General features: G+C 56.5%; 19 protein-coding genes and 1 tRNA gene. 12 read left to right on the forward strand and 8 right to left on the reverse strand.

The features are described from left to right. The 7 genes from EOHIBHHM_RS05600 (at window position 1) to EOHIBHHM_RS05630 (ending at window position 8,554) form a co-directional block, all read left to right on the forward strand. Entirely contained in the window at window positions 1-2,676 is a 2,676-nt protein-coding gene (locus EOHIBHHM_RS05600) for a DUF1156 domain-containing protein (protein ID WP_497255426.1), read from the forward strand. Between the two features lie 69 nt (window positions 2,677-2,745). Beyond that, window positions 2,746-3,144 (forward strand): DUF8076 family protein, encoded by a 399-nt coding sequence (locus EOHIBHHM_RS05605; RefSeq protein ID WP_497255428.1) that lies wholly within the window; start codon window positions 2,746-2,748, stop codon window positions 3,142-3,144. A gap of 1,048 nt (window positions 3,145-4,192) precedes the next feature. Then, entirely contained in the window at window positions 4,193-4,990 is a 798-nt protein-coding gene (locus EOHIBHHM_RS05610) for a hypothetical protein (protein ID WP_497255430.1), read from the forward strand. Between the two features lie 712 nt (window positions 4,991-5,702). After that, window positions 5,703-6,239 (forward strand): hypothetical protein, encoded by a 537-nt coding sequence (locus EOHIBHHM_RS05615; RefSeq protein ID WP_497255432.1) that lies wholly within the window; start codon window positions 5,703-5,705, stop codon window positions 6,237-6,239. Beyond that, window positions 6,236-7,135: a phage NrS-1 polymerase family protein gene (locus EOHIBHHM_RS05620; RefSeq protein ID WP_497255434.1), complete on the forward strand. Its 900-nt coding sequence runs from the start codon at window positions 6,236-6,238 to the stop codon at window positions 7,133-7,135. Before EOHIBHHM_RS05615 ends, EOHIBHHM_RS05620 begins: the two co-directional genes overlap by 4 nt. A 218-nt stretch (window positions 7,136-7,353) precedes the next feature. Next, window positions 7,354-8,028: a hypothetical protein gene (locus tag EOHIBHHM_RS05625; protein ID WP_497255436.1), complete on the forward strand. Its 675-nt coding sequence runs from the start codon at window positions 7,354-7,356 to the stop codon at window positions 8,026-8,028. Between the two features lie 148 nt (window positions 8,029-8,176). Continuing rightward, window positions 8,177-8,554, forward strand: a complete 378-nt coding sequence (locus tag EOHIBHHM_RS05630; protein WP_497255438.1) for a MarR family transcriptional regulator — start codon at window positions 8,177-8,179, stop codon at window positions 8,552-8,554. Between the two features lie 48 nt (window positions 8,555-8,602). Here EOHIBHHM_RS05630 and EOHIBHHM_RS05635 read toward each other — a convergent pair whose 3' ends face one another. The 4 genes from EOHIBHHM_RS05635 to EOHIBHHM_RS05650 form a co-directional block, all read right to left on the reverse strand. Further along, the gene (locus EOHIBHHM_RS05635) at window positions 8,603-9,094 is read right to left on the reverse strand and encodes an ERCC4 domain-containing protein (RefSeq protein ID WP_497255440.1); all 492 of its coding nucleotides are present in this window, start codon (window positions 9,092-9,094) and stop codon (window positions 8,603-8,605) included. 1,608 nt (window positions 9,095-10,702) lie between these two features. Further along, complete coding sequence (locus tag EOHIBHHM_RS05640; protein ID WP_497255442.1) at window positions 10,703-11,128, reverse strand: DUF8160 family protein; 426 nt, start codon at window positions 11,126-11,128, stop codon at window positions 10,703-10,705. A gap of 127 nt (window positions 11,129-11,255) precedes the next feature. Continuing rightward, window positions 11,256-12,371, reverse strand: coding sequence for a tyrosine-type recombinase/integrase (locus EOHIBHHM_RS05645; protein WP_497255444.1), 1,116 nt, complete (start codon window positions 12,369-12,371; stop codon window positions 11,256-11,258). Between the two features lie 157 nt (window positions 12,372-12,528). Then, window positions 12,529-12,601: transfer RNA gene (locus tag EOHIBHHM_RS05650), tRNA-His, on the reverse strand. A gap of 144 nt (window positions 12,602-12,745) precedes the next feature. Between EOHIBHHM_RS05650 and EOHIBHHM_RS05655 the strand changes: the two genes are divergently transcribed. Next, window positions 12,746-13,201 (forward strand): DUF5814 domain-containing protein, encoded by a 456-nt coding sequence (locus EOHIBHHM_RS05655; RefSeq protein ID WP_497255446.1) that lies wholly within the window; start codon window positions 12,746-12,748, stop codon window positions 13,199-13,201. A 5-nt stretch (window positions 13,202-13,206) separates the two neighbouring features. On the opposite strand, the gene EOHIBHHM_RS05660 is transcribed toward EOHIBHHM_RS05655, so the two are convergent. Next, window positions 13,207-13,611: a DUF8146 domain-containing protein gene (locus EOHIBHHM_RS05660; RefSeq protein WP_497255448.1), complete on the reverse strand. Its 405-nt coding sequence runs from the start codon at window positions 13,609-13,611 to the stop codon at window positions 13,207-13,209. 59 nt (window positions 13,612-13,670) lie between these two features. Further along, a complete protein-coding gene (locus tag EOHIBHHM_RS05665) occupies window positions 13,671-14,330 on the reverse strand; it encodes a helix-turn-helix domain-containing protein (protein WP_497255450.1) in 660 nt (219 codons plus the stop codon). Between the two features lie 88 nt (window positions 14,331-14,418). Between EOHIBHHM_RS05665 and hutU the strand changes: the two genes are divergently transcribed. Genes hutU through hutH form a run of 4 tightly spaced genes read left to right on the forward strand, consistent with a single transcriptional unit; the run spans window position 14,419 to window position 19,929 of the window. Next, a complete protein-coding gene (gene hutU, locus EOHIBHHM_RS05670) occupies window positions 14,419-16,164 on the forward strand; it encodes a urocanate hydratase (RefSeq protein WP_497255453.1) in 1,746 nt (581 codons plus the stop codon). Then, entirely contained in the window at window positions 16,157-17,125 is a 969-nt protein-coding gene (gene hutG, locus EOHIBHHM_RS05675; protein ID WP_497255455.1) for a formimidoylglutamase, read from the forward strand. The genes hutU and hutG overlap by 8 nt, the downstream gene beginning before the upstream one ends. Beyond that, window positions 17,118-18,341 carry an imidazolonepropionase gene (hutI, locus tag EOHIBHHM_RS05680; RefSeq protein ID WP_497255457.1) on the forward strand — a complete coding sequence of 408 codons (1,224 nt, stop codon included), beginning with the start codon at window positions 17,118-17,120 and terminating at the stop codon, window positions 18,339-18,341. Before hutG ends, hutI begins: the two co-directional genes overlap by 8 nt. Next, the gene (gene hutH / locus EOHIBHHM_RS05685) at window positions 18,334-19,929 is read left to right on the forward strand and encodes a histidine ammonia-lyase (protein ID WP_497255459.1); all 1,596 of its coding nucleotides are present in this window, start codon (window positions 18,334-18,336) and stop codon (window positions 19,927-19,929) included. Before hutI ends, hutH begins: the two co-directional genes overlap by 8 nt. 2 nt (window positions 19,930-19,931) lie before the next feature. Here hutH and EOHIBHHM_RS05690 read toward each other — a convergent pair whose 3' ends face one another. Then, window positions 19,932-20,156 carry a hypothetical protein gene (locus EOHIBHHM_RS05690; protein ID WP_497255461.1) on the reverse strand — a complete coding sequence of 75 codons (225 nt, stop codon included), beginning with the start codon at window positions 20,154-20,156 and terminating at the stop codon, window positions 19,932-19,934. Then, window positions 20,146-20,391 (reverse strand): DUF8118 domain-containing protein, encoded by a 246-nt coding sequence (locus tag EOHIBHHM_RS05695; RefSeq protein WP_497255463.1) that lies wholly within the window; start codon window positions 20,389-20,391, stop codon window positions 20,146-20,148. Before EOHIBHHM_RS05695 ends, EOHIBHHM_RS05690 begins: the two co-directional genes overlap by 11 nt. Between the last annotated feature and the right edge of the window lie 21 nt (window positions 20,392-20,412).

Raw genomic sequence — 20,412 nt, forward strand, 5'->3', positions numbered from 1 at the left:
ATGTCCGAAGAATTCTCAACACCGAGTGAAGACAGCCAGCGACGCCGACCGATTGAAATCTCGTTCCCGATCGATCAGGTGAACGAAATCGCAGAAAAGGAGGCCCACGCGAAACGGTACTACCGTCCTGTCTATACGATGCACAAGTGGTGGGCACGTCGCCTGGGATCGGTCTTCCGTACGATGATACTCTACTCACTAGCTGACGAGGAGATGTCTATTGACGGTGAGCGCCAGTCGACGTTCGGCGAGAACGAGGGACTTCCCGAAATCGATTGGGACAACCCCGATGCACTATGGGAGTACTACCTCGAGGATGTCGATTTCGGAGGCAAGACCGTCCTTGATCCCTTCGCAGGCGGAGGTACGAGTATCGTAGAATCACTTCGTATGGGCTGTAACGCCATCGGGAGCGAGTTGAATCCCGTTGCTTGGTTCGTCGAGAAGAAGGAAGTCGAACCAGTGGACTTGGACGACCTTGATGCTGCATTCGAGGAAATAGAGGAGAAAGTCGGTCAAGAGATACAAGAGTACTACCGAACAGAGTGTCCGCACTGTGATGACCACCACGCGGACTCAATGTACCATTTTTGGATTAAGAAGCTCCCGTGTCGGAATTGTGGAGAGGACGTTCCCCTATTTAAGGACTATCGCTTGGCAAGTTCCCGCTCGTCGAAGGACAGTTACTACAACGTCGTCTGTCCTGACTGTTGGAACATCTTCCCAACCGACGACTATCGGTCGGATACAGAGTGCCCTGACTGTAATTGCGAGTTCATCCCGTACGATACAGGCCACGTCTCAGGTAAGTCGTATACCTGTCCCCATTGTGATGAGCACCCTGAGATGAATATCATCGAGAGTGTCGAACGATTCGGTAAGCCCGATGAGGAACTCTTTGCGGTTGAGTACTACTGCCCGAAGTCGGATGAAAAGGGATACAAGAGCGCTGAGGATTTTGACCACGAATTAGTCAAACAGGCGGAAGAAGAACTCGAAGAGATGTGGGATGATCTCCCCATCCCTCAGCAGGAGCGATATCGAGGTAGTTCCGATCGTGCTCGTAATCATGGTTACGAGTTCTACCATCAGATGTTCAACTCACGTCAACTCCTGTGTCTCTCCAAACTACTCAACGTTATCGACGAAATTGACAATCAGAATGTGAAGGAGTTCGCTCTACTGGCGTTCTCAAGCGCGACAGAGTTCAACAACATGCTGTGTGAGTACAACCGCACGGCAAACAAGCTTGAAGGAGTCTACAAGCGACATACGATACTCTCGAGACATCAACCAATCGAGAACAATATATGGGGTACGAAGTATGGTCGAGGGACGTTCTCGGGTGAGTTCGACAAGATGCGAGCGGGCAAGGAGTTCTGTCAGAACCCGTACGAGAAATATGTCGAGGACGGAGAGACGAAACAGAAGGACGGGATCGGGAAAATCGAGGGACATATCGTCGATGAACCCTCAGAATTGGGACAGAGCGGAAATGTCTACCTTCGCTGTGGTACGTCTGAATACCTCCCTGTCAAGGACGATAGCGTAGACGCCGTCATCACAGATCCACCATACTTCGACAACGTGATGTACGCTGAGACAGCGGACTTCTTCTACGTTTGGCTCAAGCAGATACTCGAAGACGAATATGAACACTTCACCGCTGAGCTAACCCCGAAGGTCAGTGAAGTCGTCAGTGACCCTGCAAAGAACGTCGACACCTACCGTGACGAGGATCACTTCGTAACGGGACTGACGAACGTCTTTGACCAAGCAAATCAGAAACTCAAGGACAGCGGTATCATGGCCTTCACCTTCCATCACAAGGAGACATCGGGATGGAGTACGGTACTCAAGTCAGTTCTCGAGGCAGGATTCTACGTCACCGCACTCTATCCGATTCGCGGCGAGATGCGGGGAAGTACCCACATCCACGATAAGGCGAACATTGAGTACGACATGATTGTAGTCTGCCGAGACCGTGATGAGGACCCCGAGAATGTCAGCTGGCGGTCGCTCGAGGATGACATCTACTTCCGTGCCAGCGAAGAGATCAATCGCCTTGAGGAGAGCGGCTCGCGTCTCACGCAAGGAGACATCTTCGCCGTCACGATGGGGAAGTGCCTTGAGGTCTACTCCGAGCACTACCCGAATGTTACTGGCGAGGACGGAAAGGTGTCAGTAGATGAGGCACTTGAGACAATTCGTGACATTGTCGACGAACAGTTGATGGCCGAGCGTGTTCAGATCATGAGCGACGAGATGGACACTCTCAGCGCTATCTATTTGACGTATGTTCTTGGTCGCGGCGACAGCATCGCATTCAATACGCTCAACAAAGAGCTACAGACCCGAGGTGTCGACGTCACAGAGTTAATCCAAGAAGGCCTCCTCGAACGGGAGGGAGACCAATTACACGTTCTCGGACCGCTCAAGCGTGCTGAGCGAATCGAGGGGAAGCGTGACTCGATCGCTATCGACAACGCCCACTACCTCTACTATCTGTTCGAGACTGACCAACTCGCTCAGAAGTTCGGCAAATGGACTGATGCGGGGTCAGTTGCTGCACTCCGCCGACTAGCCGAGATTGAGAACGAAGAGGACTACGCTGACATCGCAAACTACGTCGAAGAACGCTCCGATACACAACTCGATCTCGGAGACTTCAGCTAATGAAGTAGGAAATCACAAGCCAGCTCGCTGAAGTTTAAGTCAAATGACGACACAGTATAGGATGACAGAATGAACTTCGGCTTTGGCTACCACGTCGTCTCTCGCGATGCCCTAAAAGAAGGAGAAATGTTTAGCGACGAGATGAGCATCGTCGAGTTCCTCCGTCGCGTCGAAAGCATGGAAGAGATCCCATACGACGTTACTGTCTATGGGTTAGACAGTTATCTGCGTGGTGCTGAGGAACCCGAGCTTGTCTGTCAATATATCCACCAAATTCTCTCCGAGCGAGTGAACTACTTGGTGAACAGGAACCTGATCGTTCAGTTTGTCGTCCACGATTTGGAGTATTGGGGTGAACCAGTTCTCCTTGATGACGACGGCCGAATTCGTTTAAATACGATTTTCAATGGAGGACTTGACCAAGAGGGAGCAGGATGGTTCTCAAGCAATCTGAATGTGACCTCATAGTAAAGGACGGCATCTGCCAACTACGTCACTCAGCCTGAACTGTTGGCTCAAGGACTTCATACCAGTAATTCGAATACGTGAGACTTTCGGTGCGATGGCTGCGCTCCCATTTTTTAAAGAGTAATTAGAGACTCGGTCGGAGTTGGAGTGCTACATTTTTGCGAGAAAATCCCGTGTGTGAGACGGTACTATGTAGTATCGGATGAGAGATTAACTGATCTCTCAAGCGGTTGGGCAGCAACCTCATTTTCGACCTACAAGGAACTGGCCGATTCAAGTCGCCACAGATGAATACTGCCTGCTTTAGGGTCTCTTTCCTGAGGCACATCGACCTATCAGAGAGTTCTCAACGTCTTTCGTGAGTCGCGATACGCGAGGAAGAACAAAGTCCTTGGTTACGGAGGAGTTAGAGCCGAAGCCTCTTGATGAAGTACGCGTTATTCTCTCCGTCCGATCCTCGATGAACACGCGGTATCCCATGTTCTGACCACTGAATTGGTCATATGTGATTTCATTAAAACTTCCTACACAAGCCTCGAACGACTGGTTCTTGCGAATGTCTCTAAGGATTCGGTTGTAGTCATCAAGATATCCAATTGTTCGCTCAGGATGAGGTGTATTATCGCCATGCAGATCGTATTCCATATCTCTGCGCAGTTCACGTAATCGAAGGAGGTAGCCAGTTGCCTCACGGAATAGGCGGAGAGCTTCAGTCGATTCGATCCGAAGTCCTTCTCGTTTTTCTTTAGCGACACCAGCCCGACGTAGGGCTTCTAATTCGAGACTGTGAATGTTTTCAAGTGATTTAACAATATTCTGCTCAGAATTCCCTTGGCCATCCATGTCTGTCAATAATGGATACATCTTGTTATGAGATAAGTATTAGGCGAATCTTATAGCGATTAGCGGAGGTCTCCATACTTTTCAACGTCAGACGTTTCCTACCTGCCGAAATTTACGTGCTGAACTCGGAGCGAGTATCTACGGGATAGATATCGAGATCGATATCCCAATCAATTAAAACTAATAGTTAGAGATAAACTCACAGATGGTCCAACAATCTACTTTATTACAACTCATACAATTTGTCGGGCTAATCACTCCTGCGTTAGCGATACTCATTGAACTTCTAATTAGATTCCATGGAGGTATAGATGATCTTCAGGAAAGTAGAGATATACCGGTAGAAATACAGATTTTATTCCTTGGATTTAGCGCTATTTTGATCGGAGGAATGGGAATAGGAATTCAAATGACTCTCACGTTGGATAATAGGATGACTCAGATTGCAGCATTACTGATCTTTGGTGGTTTGCCGTTTCTAGCACTATCAGTATTAGCAATGCATATCCGTATTTCCGTGGTTTCAAGTTCCGATACTAGTATTATTAATGGATTTCTCATAGCCTTGAGAAGAGCTTCTTCTGTGGGAATACCACTGATATTGACGTCCATGATATATGTTTCACCAATAAATTGGTTACAAGATGAACTCAGTGTTCTATTTAGCTGGTGGATTTTCAAAAGTGGATTACATCCAAAATGGTATTTTTACTTTATGGCGGCAATTCTCATATATAAAGTGGAATATTCGCTATGGGCGCACGAATCAATTCCAACTGACGACCTCGGTAGTGTGCTAAATGATTGGTTTGTGACTTCGTTTACCATGGGCGCGTTCTTTGTGGTACTCTCTGGTCCTGTTTTCGCGGTCTATTATGGTCTTTTACTATTCGAACTTCCCATTATAACGCCTCACTCTGTGCTTTCAGCAATTCCATACATTTGGGGCGGACTCATGGTGCTTGTAGCATTATACAGTGAAGTGGACCCAGATTCAGACTGAATCGTCGATCACCAAATCTATTCTCTCTATTCAGCACGCCGATTCTGACAAGACTTCGAGAGTAGACAGAACGACTGTCCGAATCCTTTTGCGGACCCCTACTATTCACTCACTCCTCCCGCAGAGTCGATTCACGTGAAATTTGCTTATTTTCGTGAATACAGACCTATTTTTGGTAGATACCCTATGTTCTAGTCAAAATCACCCCAAATCTGCAAAGCCTGTTCAATATGCTACTCACATATTGTATAATTACCATACAATACGGCACATACGTCAAATAATAATTCAACCTCATGCTCTATCCACCCATAACCGATAGTAATAATTTGCAAATACAGTACCACCAACACCCCAAGTATCACAAATCATAAATCAGACATGAACAAATATACCAAAAAGTTGAACGTTTTGTCTCGGAGCACTAATCCCGTACAATGGGCAGTACACCCCCTATGAACACCTTTTTTGCCACGTAGCTATTCTACCCAAAAGCAAGGTACAAATGATACGATAGGTCTTGGTTTCCCTCATTGGCTCTGATTTTGGGCCTCAAACGGCACGACCCCAACCACCCCTGCAATTTTATCCAAATTTTCAACCTCTGAGCCAAATTTAGGCATTATTCCACAGTAATTTGGCGAGGAATAATTTGTTTGTCTAGTTTGGCCATAAGAATTAATTCAGATCGGTCTGAATGCTTGGGTGCAGCATGACAGAAACAGAAGACGAGGCGGCGATGAGAATCCCGCCGAAGACGGACAAGGAGCACGACTTAGAGCTGCGTTGCACGAGCAGGAACGGAAACTACTGTTTCAGCATAACGCTCCCCGACGCACACGACAAGCGACTATTTTCGCGGTCCGCAGAGTACGGAGGACGAATCGAGATGGTCGGTGGGCGGGCGAAGAGAGGCATCAGCTCAATGGCAACACTTCATGCAATTCGGAAGGGGTCGATACGGCTGTCAGAGTACGCTAGATTCCCTGAAATGCAGTCGGTGATGGTCTACTGCGACAACGAAGATGCTGTCAAATACATGCGTGGGGACAAAAGCTGTCCCCACGAGATAGTTGCGGATGAAGTCGCACGCACGGAAGAACAAACGTCTCTCTTCGATAGTGTGACGTTCAAGCTCGTCGGAAATCTGCACCTCCCACTAGTGAATGAAGTAGCAAGCGAAGTGAAAAACACCCAACTCGATTCTACAGCCGAGTTCCTCGCCGATTGGGAGGAGAGACTCGAATGATCAGTCCCGACGACATCCCGCAATCGCTCAAAGATATCAACCGATGGATCTGTTGGGAGGAGGTAGAGGGCAAGAAACCGCCATGTGACTCACGTACGGGAAGAAAGGTCGATCCAACCGACCCGAATGTCGGAACCGATTTTCAGACCGCCTACGATGCGTACAGCGGAGACGAGATGTCGGCAGATGGACTCGGCATCGTTCTCTCTGATAGCGATTGCCTCACTGTATTCGATTTCGACGACTGCGTAAGAGAGGATGGAACTGTCGACGCCTCTGAGCAAGCACTCATTGACAGACTCGATTCCTACACGGAGTACAGCCCATCTGACAATGGTTTTCACCTGCCTGTCTTCGGTGAGAAACCAGGCTCTCGCTGCCGTGGCGGTGGAATTGAAGTGTATGATTCCAACGGCTATGTGACGGTCACTGGCAAGCACGTCGAAGGAACACCAAAGACTGTGGAGACAAGAGCGGAAGAAGTCCGTTCCATCTACGATGAGTATCTCGCAGCAAACGACCGAGACGGTTCCGAAACAGCGAAGCCACAAAAACAGAGGCAAACCTCGGACGATAGAGTCGGACTCTCGGATGAGGAGCTGATTGAAAAGGCGAAAAACGCAGCCAACGGCGAGAAGTTCACGCGACTATGGAACGGTGCAGATGTTGGTCATCCAAGTCCGAGTGAAGCGGACATGGCTCTCTGTGCCATGCTTGCCTATTGGACGAGAGAGGACAAATCACGCATCGATCGAATATTTCGAAAATCGAAACGGATGCGACCAAAATGGGACAGTCTCCGAGGCGACCAAACGTACGGTGACATGACAATCAAGAATGCAATCAAGAAGAACGAGAACCTGTACGACCCAAATTATGAGGGAAGCACCGAGTAACGGTCGGTGCTGGCTTCGGTCTGCTTGTGGGTTAGTGTCCCCCCACCACCTGTGGTTAACGCTGTGGTGTTTCCGTCGGGGGAGACGCCCCAAATCACGAGATCGACTGCAGGCCCGCGAAGCAGGCTCACCCGATCGAGAACTACTCGAGTAACTCGATGCGGTCGTCTCACCATGTCCCTTCATTAATAATAATATCCCCACACCCCCCTATTTAAATGACACCCTCTGAATATCGCCCCGAATCGTCCCACCTTCGTTGTCGACCAGGATGCGGTTCTCTGAGTCAACAAGATTGTCACTCTACAGAGACTGCAACGAAATTCCCCGAGCAGACGCCTGGATGGACACCATTCGATCTGTCACCGTATAGCCCCGCTACTTACTTTAAAGCACGAGACGCCAACGGCATAACTTTTAGAAAATCACACACGTACCAAGAGAAGTTCTACGACCGTCTCTACAAGCATCAGAACGACTATCATGTCCCCCATCAATCACGTGTAATCTCCGATCAAAATAAAAAAGAGAGACAATTCGAGTTCAAGCTCCGTGTTGCCGATGCCGTAGTCAAAGATCTCGTCAATCGGAATCAAAGGGAGACTGTCGTTGGCTTGATCGCATCCGTTGACTTCACTGATGGCGCGCTCAACGCGTATAGCATCGAAGAGGTAGCAATCGGATTGGCGTCTCTTATTCTACAGCGTGATGAAAGACCGATGGACTGGTCGCATTTGTCAGACGAATGTAGGGATAAGGAAAGAGAGGAATGGATGGAGGTGAAGGAAAAGAAGTCTGAGCGGCTCACCGAGCAACTTGAGCAATACGAACTCTCGAAGAAGGGCCTCTCGAATATTAAGCGGTCACTGCGAGATCAATTCGAGTGGTTGTAATCTCCCCCCACCTGTGGGTATCGCTGTGACGCTTGATTCATGAGAGTCACTTGTACCGATTGACGTGCCCCAAATCGGGGCGCATTGTTGAGTAGTGTCCTTTCGTCCGCATCTCTACTGTTAACATGCTTGATCGCGTGGCAGACACATGCACGATTCAATTGACATCGACACCTTCGAGCGAGCCGACGACGACGACGCGTTTCAAAACCGTACCGACGTAGAATGGGTGGTGGACTTCCTTTCCGCGAACGATGACCACGCATACACAACAACCCGTATTGCAAACGAGACAGAGGTGGGACAAGAGCGAGTTGACGCTGTCCTGTCACGGTTGGAGGAACGTGGTCTCGTTCGACACAAGGAACCTTACTGGGCGATCACGGGTGACACTGAACGGCTTTCTCAGGCGTATATGCTCCATCGAGCAACTGAACGGTTGAACGAGCAATACGGGACTGAAGACAGAGATGAGTGGGCTGCACACACACCTGACGAACCACATCCGACCAAGGACGCAGGTTGATGTGCAGAGAGAGGTTGAACGGCGTTGACTGCCGTTTTAGTTCGTAACCTACTCCTCGAGTCTCATTATCGAGCGACGGATCCGTAGAAGATCGTGCGTCAGTTGTTCTGCGTCACTGCGGTCATCTGCGAAGTACCAGTCGATGTTGTATCGGCGTTCCCATGCATCGATAGTTCCCTCGATTTGGTTCGATCCGACGTCGCGTCCGTCGAAGCCGTTTTCTAGCTCTGATCGCGGTGCTTCGATGACGATTGCCATCGGGATGTCAAACGATTCAGCACGCTGCACTTCTCGCTTGAATCGGTCACGATCGCGACCGATTGAGTTGAGGAAGTCGTGTGGCGATTTGCGTTCGACTGCGAACGCATCTTCGTACCCGCGAATCGAATAGTCGCCAGTCTCGAGCGTGTCGGACACGACGTTGACGTCGTACGAGTCGAATGTGTAGGGTTTCTGTTCACGCGTGTCGACGACCATGGGACGGTCATCGAAGTCGGGTTGGCGTTCGTCGGCGTCGGTTTCGGAGTTAGTTTCGCACATAGTTAGACAGATAGAACTGAGATTTTGAGACGGTACACCGTCAGTCGAAGAAAGGCGAGCTGTTGGCCTATAGTGATTAATTTCTTGTAATAGTATCACGTAAATAAGCTTTTCTAAGCACGTTCATGCATTAATTGGGTTTGGGCAACCATAGATACTCACTCGGCTATGGATGGTTCTATGCGACTGAGTTTCTCGAGTTTTAGACCGATGTCGTACGAGAGGACATCGAACCTCTTCTGTCGCGATTGAACGAGCGTGACCTCGTTCGACACAAGGAACCGTACTGGGCAGTCACTGGTGATGACGAGCGTCTCTCACAGGCACATAGACTTCACCGAGCAACGGAGCACATGAATGAGCGGTACGGAAAAGAGGATAGTGAGAAGTGGCCCGACTATGCCTTCGATCTCAAGAATTACCCCAATTACAATAATGAATGATGAGTGCGTGTTATTTAGCGATTAGCGGAAGTCTTCGTACACTTCAACGTCACATGTTTCCGATCTGCTGAAATCGACGTGCTGAATAGAGGGCGCAAGTCGGTCAGAGTCAAAACATATTATTTTCATTGGTTCTTTTAGTACCGGGTTATTTTTAAATAGCCAATGTATCTCAGAATTCATGGGGGCGACTACATCTGAGGAGCGTCGATTTGAATTCACAGAATCACCAGTCCAGACAGGTTTAGTTTTCGGGATCGTCCTTGGAATCCTCAATCGGCTAATCTTCCCCTTCGATTACCCAACATTGGGCCTGATATTTCTGATATCTGGGACACTCGGATATCTATTTGCAAACCGCTCTTGGTCGAAAATCTTTCAATCTTTTGCTACTATTGGCCTTACCACGATTCTTGCCTCTGAATTCATGATTTTCATACTATGACAATTTCTATTTGTGGGAGTTGGCCTGTGCCTCGTGAGTGAACTGTTTGCCAAACTCACCCTCTGTATGTTGCACGACGCTTCTGACAACCCGCTGAGAGTAGAAAGAGTAACTGTCTGAATTCTTTTGACAACATCTATTATAAGTCAGGTTAGTCAATGGCTTGGAATGGTTATAATTTCCCCCCACCTGTGGGTACCGCTGTGGCGTACGCCAGTAATATCGTAAGAATGGATTCTTGAAAAAATCTCTCAACGAGTTTTTCAATTAGAGCCCGAGTAGATCGCGCATTTGCTCTGTAGAGCACGTGAGATCCTGGTCGACATCGACCATGCCAACCCGCTTACGAAGAGAATCTCCGTTGGCCAAGATTGTCTCCTCCCGATCGGAGCTATCGTCAGGATTTGCGACCATGGAACTCGGTTCTATCTGATGGATAATGAGAGTATGCATCGACCATGCTGATTTGGACGTTCCTCTCACCTAGTTGGACCATGAAGAGGTGCGTGCCAAAGACGGCAACAGGTGGAAGAAATGCGGAGATTTGCGCTTGACAGCGAATTCATTTGCGTAGCCCAAACGGAGTAGTCACAACACGAATGGGTGGATGTTCACCTGTGTGATGAACACATGGGTTGCCAACTTCATTGTCACGTTGATCACGACACCAATGGAAGTCATGAATGAGTGTCGTTTCAATCGTCTATCGTGTGACAGCGATCACTCTATTTTCAATTCTTGTTTCAGTTCGTCGCTCTTCAAGCCTGCACGAACTACTGCATTGATGAACATCTTATTTTTCTCCAGCTGCTCGTTGTGTGCTCGGAGATAGTCGGTATTCATCGCGTTGTATTGCAGTTGGAGTTCGCGGTAGACATCGGCGTACAGATACACGTTAACGCCTTTGAGATCGCGAATACCGATACCTAATTTGTCGGCATTCCTCGACTTCTCGCGGATGGTGTCACCGTCGACGGCCACTAACTTCTCACCATCGAACTCGACGGTCTCGGTTTGTGGCTCGTCGTCTGTATCGTCTGTACCGTCCTCATTGCACGGGTCCACCTCCGAGGCATTCCTCTGCTGGTAGATATGGTGGACTATAAGTTTCCGCCCAAACCGTTCAACATGGACTTCCTGGGGCACTGAACACTCGCGACAACGATTGATGTCTCTGATTCGGTCGCAGTCCTTCATCGCTTGCGTCCCGTAGGTGGCCACGTGTCCTTTAGCGGTCTTGCCCCCCACCTGTGGTTATTAGTCGGCAAATCTGTCACCCCATCCGTTCAAGTGCTTTCTGTCGATCCTCGACAGGTGCTTGGATATAACGTAGCGTTGTCCGCTCGGATTTGTGGCGTAGTTGCGCTTGTGTTGCCGCCAATCCCGCCTCCCGAGCCATAATGGTCGCCGTGCTACGACGTATTGTGTAGAAAGTCATGTCCCGACCTCGAGTATCGATTCGTGCATCTTCACAGAGATCGCGGAGAATACGGTTCAGTGAGTAGTAGCGATACGGGTTTCCTTTCCGATTCAACCATAGTGCATCCGTATCGTTGTACTTCGAGTATTGGTTCCGTTCGACCAACCACCGTTCGAGTGCATTTGTTGTGCGCTCGGTCAGACTCACAATCCAATTCTCCTTGACTTTCGCACTCTCCTCCCGTGGGATGCGTAGTACCTTGTTCTGAACGTCGACCCACTGAGTCGTTGCCCGTTCGATTTCAACAGGCCGTAGTCCTGCATCGAGAGCTGTCCAAATCAGCGAGGTGATTTTCCACGAGTTTGCTCGCTCGAAGTCAGCGAGACCAACATCTCGCTTGGGCTTCTCGAACCGTTGCGCGAGGTAGGTTTTCCATTGGTCTCGTTCGTCGGGACTGAGTGAACTGTATGCGGGTACAGTTGCATACTCAAGCGCCGCCTCACGAACGCGTCGACGTTCATCTCGGGTGAGAAAGTCTCGAGGGTTTGAGGTGCCCGTATCAGGAGAGAACGACAGTTCAGGCTCCCACTCATCGTCACCAAACTCCCACGATCGCCAACGGAACAGTATCTTGAGTGCCTTCACTCGCTGAGACTTGTCTTCCGTCGTCGTGTCTCCGTAGGCTATCTCTCGGATGTAGGCGTCAGCGTGGTTGTGCGTAATGTTCGTCGTGTATCCGCCTTCTTCGTCCCATACAAAGCGATAGAACTGCGAGAGACGGTACGTGTGCCCCTTGACTGTGGTTGTTGCGTATCCCTCTCCTTTCTCGGGCTTCTTGCCGATACTGAGCGCCCATCGAAGGAACTGGTGCCTATGTTCGTGGTAGTCGATGAGTTGTCTGTTCGTCAACTGCGCTGCTGCTGGTTCGGTTACAACGCGAATTCCCTCAACTCGTGAGGGGTCGGGCATAGCCGAATTTTCTCGGATCGAGGCCTCTATCGCATGATTAGCGTCCGATTCCCCCGAATCAGTAGGGGAACCCACGTCTGTGCCTTTCGTCATATTGCTCACTCATTGTGGGAGCGAGCGAAAATCGCCCTACGCAAAGGCGGTGTCGGTGGAAAAGGTCCAGGTGCGAGAATCGAACCCGCGTCTCAGCCTCCACAAGGCTGAAGGATGGTCCACTACCCCAACCCGGACACACCCTCTCCTACTCCCGTTTCGCTCAAATACGTTACGACTTCCGGCCTCGTGTGTGTCGATTCAGCACACCGCCCCGCGTCGTGTCGCGACCGGCCGAAGCGCGGGCCTTTTCAGGCTCACCGTCGTATCTCGCTGCAAGCGTGGCTATCACGGACAAGATCTACCTGAAGAACCACCGGCAGATCGCCTCCCAACTGGAGGCGAACATCCCCAAGGGAGCGTTCAAGGGGGCGACGCTGGACCTGGTGTTCACCGGCGAGGGACTGACGAAACTCGACGACGCGACCCAAGAGCGGGTGCTCGACTTCGCACAGGACTTCCTCGACTGTGACTGTGAGGACAACCCCTACTGCGGTCACCCCGAACGGAAGTTCATCCGCTACCTGCTGGAACTCCGCGCGCAGGGGCTCGGTCCCGACGCCATCGTCGACGTGATGACCGACGAGTACATGCTCTACGCGTATCCGGGTGACATCCTCTCCTTCCTCGATCAGTCGGTCCGGACGCTCGAAGCGGTCGAAGCACTCGCGGGCGTCGAAGGCGACAGAGAGATGGAAGAGAAGGCGACGACGGCGAAACGAGAACTCTCCGGGTAGGAGATTCAGCCCAGCTGGAAGGAGGGTTCGTCGCTCTCGCCGTCCAAGTCTTCGAGGAAGATGACCTCCTCCTCGTCGTCGAGTTCCTGGCGGAGGTGGTTCACGTAGCGTTTGTACTCCTCTAACTGCTCGCGGAGGTGGTCGGCCTCCAGTTCGAGTCGTTCGTGCTCGCGGACGAAGCTCTTCGGTACCTCCACTTTCGGCGGGAAACTCGGCTCGTCGCCGTCTCCGAGGCCGTCGAGTTCGTGCTCGGGGACGACCTGTACTTGCCCGTCGTGGGCAACCAACGTGTCGACGTAGTCGCGGAAGACCGCCGACAGGGAGATGTCGCGCTCCTCGGCGATCTCCCGGAGGGTCTCGAAGGCGTCCTCGTTGACCCGAAAGGAGATGGTCTTGTTCTTGTTGCCCATCGGTGGCTCTCTCTCGACCAGCCATCCACTTAACCGTTTGTCAGACGACGACGAAACAGTCAGAGATAGTCGATCACCCCCGCCAGAAGCTTGTTCTCCGCCCGTCTGAGATGCTCTTCGGCGGTCCGCCGCTCGACGCCGACGGCGGCGGCGATCGCCTCGGTCGTCGTCCGCCGCGGAATCTCGTAGTAGCCGGCGTCGAAAGCGGTTTTGAGCACGTCACGCTGTCGCTCGGTCAGCGTCGGCAACGCGTCGTCGAGCGTGAGCAGCGGCGCGTCCTGCCGCACCGACGAGACCTCGCGTTTCGACTCGACGCCTACGCGGTAGCCGTCGTCGACGAGGTCGCGGTAACACGCCGAGAGCGCCGCCGGGTCGAGCGCGAGCACGCGACAGAACTTCGCCCCGTTGGCGTACCGAAGCGGCGGCAGGAGGAGACAGCCGTGCCGAGCGAGATACGTCTCCACGTGCGAGGAGTCGTGCGACTTGAGGCAGTCGGCCGTGACGACGACGAGTTCGTCCGTCGTCTCCAGTCGGTCCTGTACGCCGACGAGTTCCTCGACGCGCGCGACGACCGCCACCGCCGCCTCGCCGTCGCCACCAGTGGAGACGTGCAGGAGGTCGCAGTGGTCGTTACACCAGAGTTCGATCCGGGCGTCCGAACCGGCCGTCGCCGCCGCGTACGACCCTGCGTCCGGGATTCGGAACGTCGCTTCGTACATCGACCGTCCGTTCCGCGCCGATATATAAATACCCCGCCGCACGCGGGGTCGTAGCTATTTGCGAATCGTTCACGAACTGTAGAGTAGAATGAGCGAACAGAAGCCCTCAAAGTCGACAGACCGAATCGGCGAACCGAGCGCCGAGTGGCGACAGTATCAGGGATCGCCGACCGGCACCGACATCGAGTGCAAGGGGTGGCGACAGGAGGCGGCGTTGAGGATGCTGAACAACAACCTCGACCCCGACGTCGCCGAGAAACCCGAGGAGCTCGTCGTCTACGGCGGCACCGGCCGCGCCGCCCGAAGTTGGGACGCCTACGACGCCATCCTCGCGGAACTCCGCGATCTGGCGGACGACGAGACGTTGCTCGTCCAGTCCGGCAAGCCAGTCGGGCGGTTCACGACCCACGAACGCGCTCCCCGCGTCCTCATCGCTAACTCCAACCTCGTCGGCAAGTGGGACAACTGGGAGCACTTCCACGAACTCGAGGCCGAGGGGAAGATCATGTACGGCCAGATGACCGCGGGGTCGTGGGCGTACATCGGGACGCAGGGCATCCTGCAGGGAACCTACGAGACGCTCGCGGAGGCGGGTCGCCAGCAGTTCCCCGACCGCGATGGGCTTCGAGGCACGATCACCGTCACCGGCGGTCTCGGTGGGATGGGCGGGGCCCAGCCGCTCGCGGTCACGATGAACCACGGCGTCTGTATCGCCGCCGAGGTCGACGAGAGTCGAATCGACCGTCGCATCGAGACGCGCTACTGTATGGAGCAGACGGACGACCTCGACGAGGCCATCGAGAAGGCACAGGAAGCCGCCGAGCAGGGCGACCCCTACTCCATCGCCGTCCACGCGAACGCCGCCGACCTGCTGGAGGGGCTGCTCGAACGCGAGTTCGTCCCCGACTTCCTCACCGACCAGACGAGCGCCCACGACGAACTGGAGGGCTACTACCCCTCGGGGTACACCGTCGCGGAGGCCGACGAACTACGCGAGGAGGACCCCGAGCGTTACGTCGAGGAGAGTCTCGACACCATGCAGCGACACGTCCAGGCGATGCTCGACCTCCAAGAGAGGGGAGCCGTGACGTTCGAGTACGGCAACAACATCCGCGGGCAGGTGCAGGAACACCGGGATATGGAGAACGCCTTCGACTTCCCCGGGTTCGTCCCGGCGTACATCCGCCCGCTGTTCTGCCGCGGCAAGGGGCCGTTCCGCTGGGTCGCGCTCTCGGGTGACCCCGCAGACATCCACCGGACCGACGAGGCCGTGAAGGAACTGTTCCCGGAGAAGGACCACCTGAGTCGCTGGATCGACCTCGCACGGGAACAGGTCGCGTTCCAGGGCCTCCCGAGTCGCGTCTGCTGGCTCGGCTATTCGACCGACGAAGACGGGATCACCGAACGCGCGAAGTTCGCCCTCCGGATCAACGAACTCGTCGGCGACGGCGAGATCAGTGCCCCCGTGGTCGTCACCCGCGACCATCTCGACGCGGGGAGTGTCGCCAGCCCGCACCGCGAGACCGAGGCGATGCAGGACGGGACCGACGCCGTCGCCGACTGGCCCATCCTCAACGCCCTGCTCAACTGCGCGGCGGGTGCGGACATCGTCTCCGTCCACGACGGCGGCGGCGTCGGTATCGGCAACTCGCTGCACGCGAACAACCACGTCGTCCTCGACGGGTCGGAACTCGCCGCCGAGAAGGCCCGTCGCGTCTTCACCACCGATCCCGGGATGGGCGTGGTTCGCCACGCCGACGCGGGCTACGAGGATGCGCTCGACGAGGCGACGACGTCGAACGTCCGGATTCCGATGCGGGATCACGATGAGTGAGTTCGTCCAGTCGTTCGAGTGGCGCGGAACGTCCGCAGACCCGAACGACGAACAGTTCGGCCACGTCGTGCAGGGGACGACGAGAGAAGAAGCGGACGAGTTCGCCGTCGTCATCGTCGGCGAACCGGTCGACGAGGCGGTCATCGGTCGGCGTGGTGCTGCGGCGGGACCGCAGGCACTCCGCGAGGCGCTCGCGGGCGTCAAGACGCATCACTTCGAGTCGGGTGCAGTCGGCAGCGGTCGACCGATCGCCGACCTCGGCGACGTGACCGACCTCCGTCGACTCGACGACCGGTCGCCGGACGCGACGGTCGGTGGCATCCAACGCCTCGTCCGACAGACGAGCAGACGGGTCCACGATCTCGGTTCGCTCCCCGTCTTCCTCGGCGGCGACAACTCGCTGACCTACCCGAACGTCGCACCACTCCTCGATCGCGGCAGCGTCGGCGTCGTCAACCTCGACGCCCACCTCGACGTCCGGGAGGTCCGGGACGACGCGACGAGCGGCACCCCCTACCGCCAACTGTTCGAGGCCGGCCTCGACGGCTACGCCTGTCTCGGCGCGCGCCACTTCGAGACGTCGACCGCGTACGCCGACTACGTCGACGAGCGGGGCGGCGACGTCGTCACCGCCGACGACGTCGGCGACGACCCGCTCGGCGCGGCGGCGCGCGCACTCGACGCACTCGGGTCCGTGGAGCAGGTCTACGTCAGCGTCGACCTCGACGTCCTCGACGCGTCGGTCGCTCCGGGCGTGTCGGCACCGACGCCCGGCGGTCTGACCACCCGCGAACTGTTTCGTATCCTCCGGCGACTCGCTTCCGACGACCGGATCGCGGGCTTCGAGGTCGTCGAGTGCGCCCCGCCGCTCGACAGGGACGGGATGACCGCAGCGGCGGGTGCCCGCGCCGTGGCCCACTTCCTAAGTGGGTATGCCGCGAACGGAGGGCATCATGTCTGAACTCACCGCCGTCGTCCACGACGCCGCCGAGGTCGTAGTCGACGAAGGAGACGAGACGCCGCTCCACCGTCACGAGGACGCCGCCGTCGCCGTCGAGGACAGCCGCGTCGTCGCCGTCGGCCCGAGCGACGAGGTGACGCGGGAGTATCCGCCGGAGAACGCCCAGTACGCCGTCGACGCGACCGGGCGGAGCGTGGTTCCGGGCTTCGTCGACTCCCACACCCACGCCTGCTTCGCGGGCGACCGCTCCGACGAGTTCGAGGCGAAGCTACAGGGGAAGACGTATCAGGAGATCATGGCCGAGGGCGGCGGCATCCTGCGGACCGTCCGGGCGACCCGCGAGGCCGACGACGACGAACTCCTCGGGAACCTGCTTTCGCATCTCGACACGATGCTCTCACACGGGAGCACCACGGTCGAGGTCAAGTCGGGCTACGGTCTCGACACCGACACCGAACTCCGGCTGCTCGACGCCATTCGACGCGCCGACGAGCAGCATCCGGTCGACGCCGTCGCGACGTTCATGGGCGCACACGCCGTCCCCGAAGGCCGAGACACCGACGACTACGTGGAGGAGGTCGTCGCCGAACAGCTGCCTGCAGTGGAAACGCAGGGGGTCGCCGAGTTCTGCGACGTCTTCTGCGAGGAGGGGGTCTTCTCCGTCGAACAGTCTCGGCGCGTCCTCGAGGCCGGCGTCGAGCACGGCCTGACGCCGAAAGTCCACGCCGAGGAGTTCGTCCACCTCGGCGGTGCACAGTTGGCCGCGGAGGTCGATGCAGCGAGCGCCGACCACCTCCTGCAGGCCGACGCCGACGACGTCGAGGCGCTGCTCGACGCCGGCGTGACGCCCGTCTTCCTCCCGGGGACGGCGTTCTCGCTCGGCGAAGCGTACGCCGACGCACGGGCGTTTCTCGACGCTGGCGGCTCCGTCGCTGTCGCCACGGACTTCAACCCGAACTGCTACTCCCAGAGCATGCCGTTCGCCGTCGCGCTGGCCTGCACCGGGATGAAACTCACGCCCGCAGAGGCGCTCGTCGCCGCCACCGAGGGCGGGGCGCGCGCACTCGACCGGACGAACGGAACCGGGACGCTCCGGACGGGCGCACCCGCCGACCTCGTCGTCCTCAACGCGCCCTCCTACCGCCACGTCCCGTACAACTTCGGCGTCAACCCGGTTGCGACCGTCCTCAAGGACGGCGAGGTGGTCCATGAGTGAGTCAGAACGGGTCGTCCTCGACGGCGACTCGCTGAGCGTCGAGGAGGTGGTCGCCGTCGCCCGCGACGACGTGCCGGTCGCACTCGCCGACGACGCCCGCGAAGCCATCCGGACCTCCCGCGAGCGCATCGAACACATCGTCGAGAGCGGCGATCCGGTGTACGGCGTCAACACCGGGTTCGGCGAACTCGTCGACACGCACATCCCCCGCGAAAAGGTCGAAGGGCTGCAGACGAACCTCGTCCGCAGTCACGCCGCTGGAGCGGGCAGAGAGCTCACCCGCGAGGAGGTCCGAGCGATGCTCCTCACCCGAATCAACGCGCTCGCGAAGGGCTACTCGGGCATCCGCGAAGTGGTCGTCGACCACCTCCTCGCGATGCTCGACGCGGGCGTCCATCCGGTCGTGAAGTCCCGCGGGAGTCTCGGCGCGAGCGGCGACCTCGCGCCGCTGGCGCACATGGCACTCGTCCTGCTTGGCGAGGGCGAGGCCGACGTAGACCGAGTGGACGGTGAGGCAGAGCGCATCCCCGGTGACGAAGCTCTCACAGCAGCGGGGGTGGAACCGCTGACGCTGAAAGCCAAGGAGGGGCTCGCGCTCATCAACGGTACTCAACTCTCGGTCGGACTCGCCGCGATGGTCGTCGTCGACGCCGAGCAGGTGCTTCGGGCTGCCGACGCCGCGGGCGCGTTGACGACCGAGGTGACGATGGGGACGACCGCCTCCTGCGATCCGGCGATCCACGCGGCCCGCCCGCATCCCGGACAGCAGGCGACCGCCAGAAACGTCAAGCGACTCTGTGCGGGGTCGGAGATCGTCGAGTCCCACCGCAACTGCGACCGGGTGCAGGACGCCTACGCGCTCCGCTGTATCCCGCAGGTCCACGGGGCCGTCCGCGACGCCGTCGCTCACGTGCGCGACGCCGTCGAGACCGAACTCAACAGCGCCACCGACAACCCGCTCGTCTTCGCCCGCGAACGCGTCGACGACCGAGCGAGTGGCACCGACGTGGGGGCGGTCATCTCCGGCGGCAACTTCCACGGCGAACCGCTGGCGCTCCGCCTCGACTACGTCGTCAACGCGCTCACCGAACTGGCGGCCATCGCCGAGCGACGGGTCGACCGGATGGTCAACCCCAACCTGCAGGAACCGCATCTGCCGCCGTTCCTCACGGCCGACAGCGGGTTCCAGTCGGGCTACATGATCCCGCAGTACACCGCCGCGGCGCTCCTCAACGAGTGTCGCTCGGAGGGGCGACCCTCGATGGACAGCACGCCCGTCAGCGGCGGACAGGAGGACCACGTCAGCATGAGCGCGACGTCGGCGTTCGCCGCGCGACGCGTCACCGAGCGCGTCCGGACCGTCGTCGCCGTCGAACTGCTCTGTGCGGCGCAGGCCGCCGAGTTCGTCGACGAAGAACTGGCACACGCGCCGGGGACGGGCGCGGTCTACGAGTCCGTTCGCGAAGTCGTCCCGCCGCTCGTCGACGACCGGCCGCCACACCCCGACATCGAGGCGGTGGCGACGCTGGTCGAAGCGGGTCTGCTCGACGAGCGACTCGACTCGGTGCTGGCCGAGTCGTTGGAGTAGCGTTACGACTCGGGCGTCGGGTCGCGATCGGCGACGACACCGAGTCGGGCGAGATGCACCTCACAGCAGAGGTCGTCGCCGTCGACGCCGGGAACCCGGCCGCAGTCGGGACAGGGGTCGAGCGAGTGGGGGTCGACCCCGCTCTCGTGGTCGACGCCGCCGTCGGCACACAGTTCCCTCGCGACGTCGCGCCACCCGCCGCTCGGGGAGGTGCGGTCAGTCGGCATCGTCACCGCCGTGGTTCTCGCCTGCGACGCCGCACCGGAAACAGCCCGTCCGGAGCGTCGGGTCGGTACTCTCGAACCCGCAGCGCTCGCAGCGCCAGTAGCGGTGGTCGAGTGCGCCGTCGCTGTCGCGACCGTCGTGCGGTCCCGTGATTCGGGTAGTCGTGTCGGTCTGGTGGTCGTTCTGTCTGTCGGTAGCTTCTTGTGTGAGTCCGGGGGTAACGGAGAGTGGGCTCATGTGTCTACGTGGGGCCCGGCG

The organism is Halogranum roseipondis, from assembly GCF_059695585.1.

Coding starts and splice junctions, on each gene's coding strand:
- EOHIBHHM_RS05600 (WP_497255426.1), top strand. CDS start 1: ATGTCCGAAGAATTCTCAACACCGAGTGAAGACAGCCAGCGACGCCGA.
- EOHIBHHM_RS05605 (WP_497255428.1), top strand. CDS start 2,746: ATGAACTTCGGCTTTGGCTACCACGTCGTCTCTCGCGATGCCCTAAAA.
- EOHIBHHM_RS05610 (WP_497255430.1), top strand. CDS start 4,193: ATGGTCCAACAATCTACTTTATTACAACTCATACAATTTGTCGGGCTA.
- EOHIBHHM_RS05615 (WP_497255432.1), top strand. CDS start 5,703: ATGACAGAAACAGAAGACGAGGCGGCGATGAGAATCCCGCCGAAGACG.
- EOHIBHHM_RS05620 (WP_497255434.1), top strand. CDS start 6,236: ATGATCAGTCCCGACGACATCCCGCAATCGCTCAAAGATATCAACCGA.
- EOHIBHHM_RS05625 (WP_497255436.1), top strand. CDS start 7,354: ATGACACCCTCTGAATATCGCCCCGAATCGTCCCACCTTCGTTGTCGA.
- EOHIBHHM_RS05630 (WP_497255438.1), top strand. CDS start 8,177: ATGCACGATTCAATTGACATCGACACCTTCGAGCGAGCCGACGACGAC.
- EOHIBHHM_RS05635 (WP_497255440.1), bottom strand. CDS start 9,094: ATGTGCGAAACTAACTCCGAAACCGACGCCGACGAACGCCAACCCGAC.
- EOHIBHHM_RS05645 (WP_497255444.1), bottom strand. CDS start 12,371: ATGCCCGACCCCTCACGAGTTGAGGGAATTCGCGTTGTAACCGAACCA.
- EOHIBHHM_RS05660 (WP_497255448.1), bottom strand. CDS start 13,611: ATGGGCAACAAGAACAAGACCATCTCCTTTCGGGTCAACGAGGACGCC.
- EOHIBHHM_RS05665 (WP_497255450.1), bottom strand. CDS start 14,330: ATGTACGAAGCGACGTTCCGAATCCCGGACGCAGGGTCGTACGCGGCG.
- hutU (WP_497255453.1), top strand. CDS start 14,419: ATGAGCGAACAGAAGCCCTCAAAGTCGACAGACCGAATCGGCGAACCG.
- hutG (WP_497255455.1), top strand. CDS start 16,157: ATGAGTGAGTTCGTCCAGTCGTTCGAGTGGCGCGGAACGTCCGCAGAC.
- hutI (WP_497255457.1), top strand. CDS start 17,118: ATGTCTGAACTCACCGCCGTCGTCCACGACGCCGCCGAGGTCGTAGTC.
- hutH (WP_497255459.1), top strand. CDS start 18,334: ATGAGTGAGTCAGAACGGGTCGTCCTCGACGGCGACTCGCTGAGCGTC.
- EOHIBHHM_RS05690 (WP_497255461.1), bottom strand. CDS start 20,156: ATGCCGACTGACCGCACCTCCCCGAGCGGCGGGTGGCGCGACGTCGCG.
- EOHIBHHM_RS05695 (WP_497255463.1), bottom strand. CDS start 20,391: ATGAGCCCACTCTCCGTTACCCCCGGACTCACACAAGAAGCTACCGAC.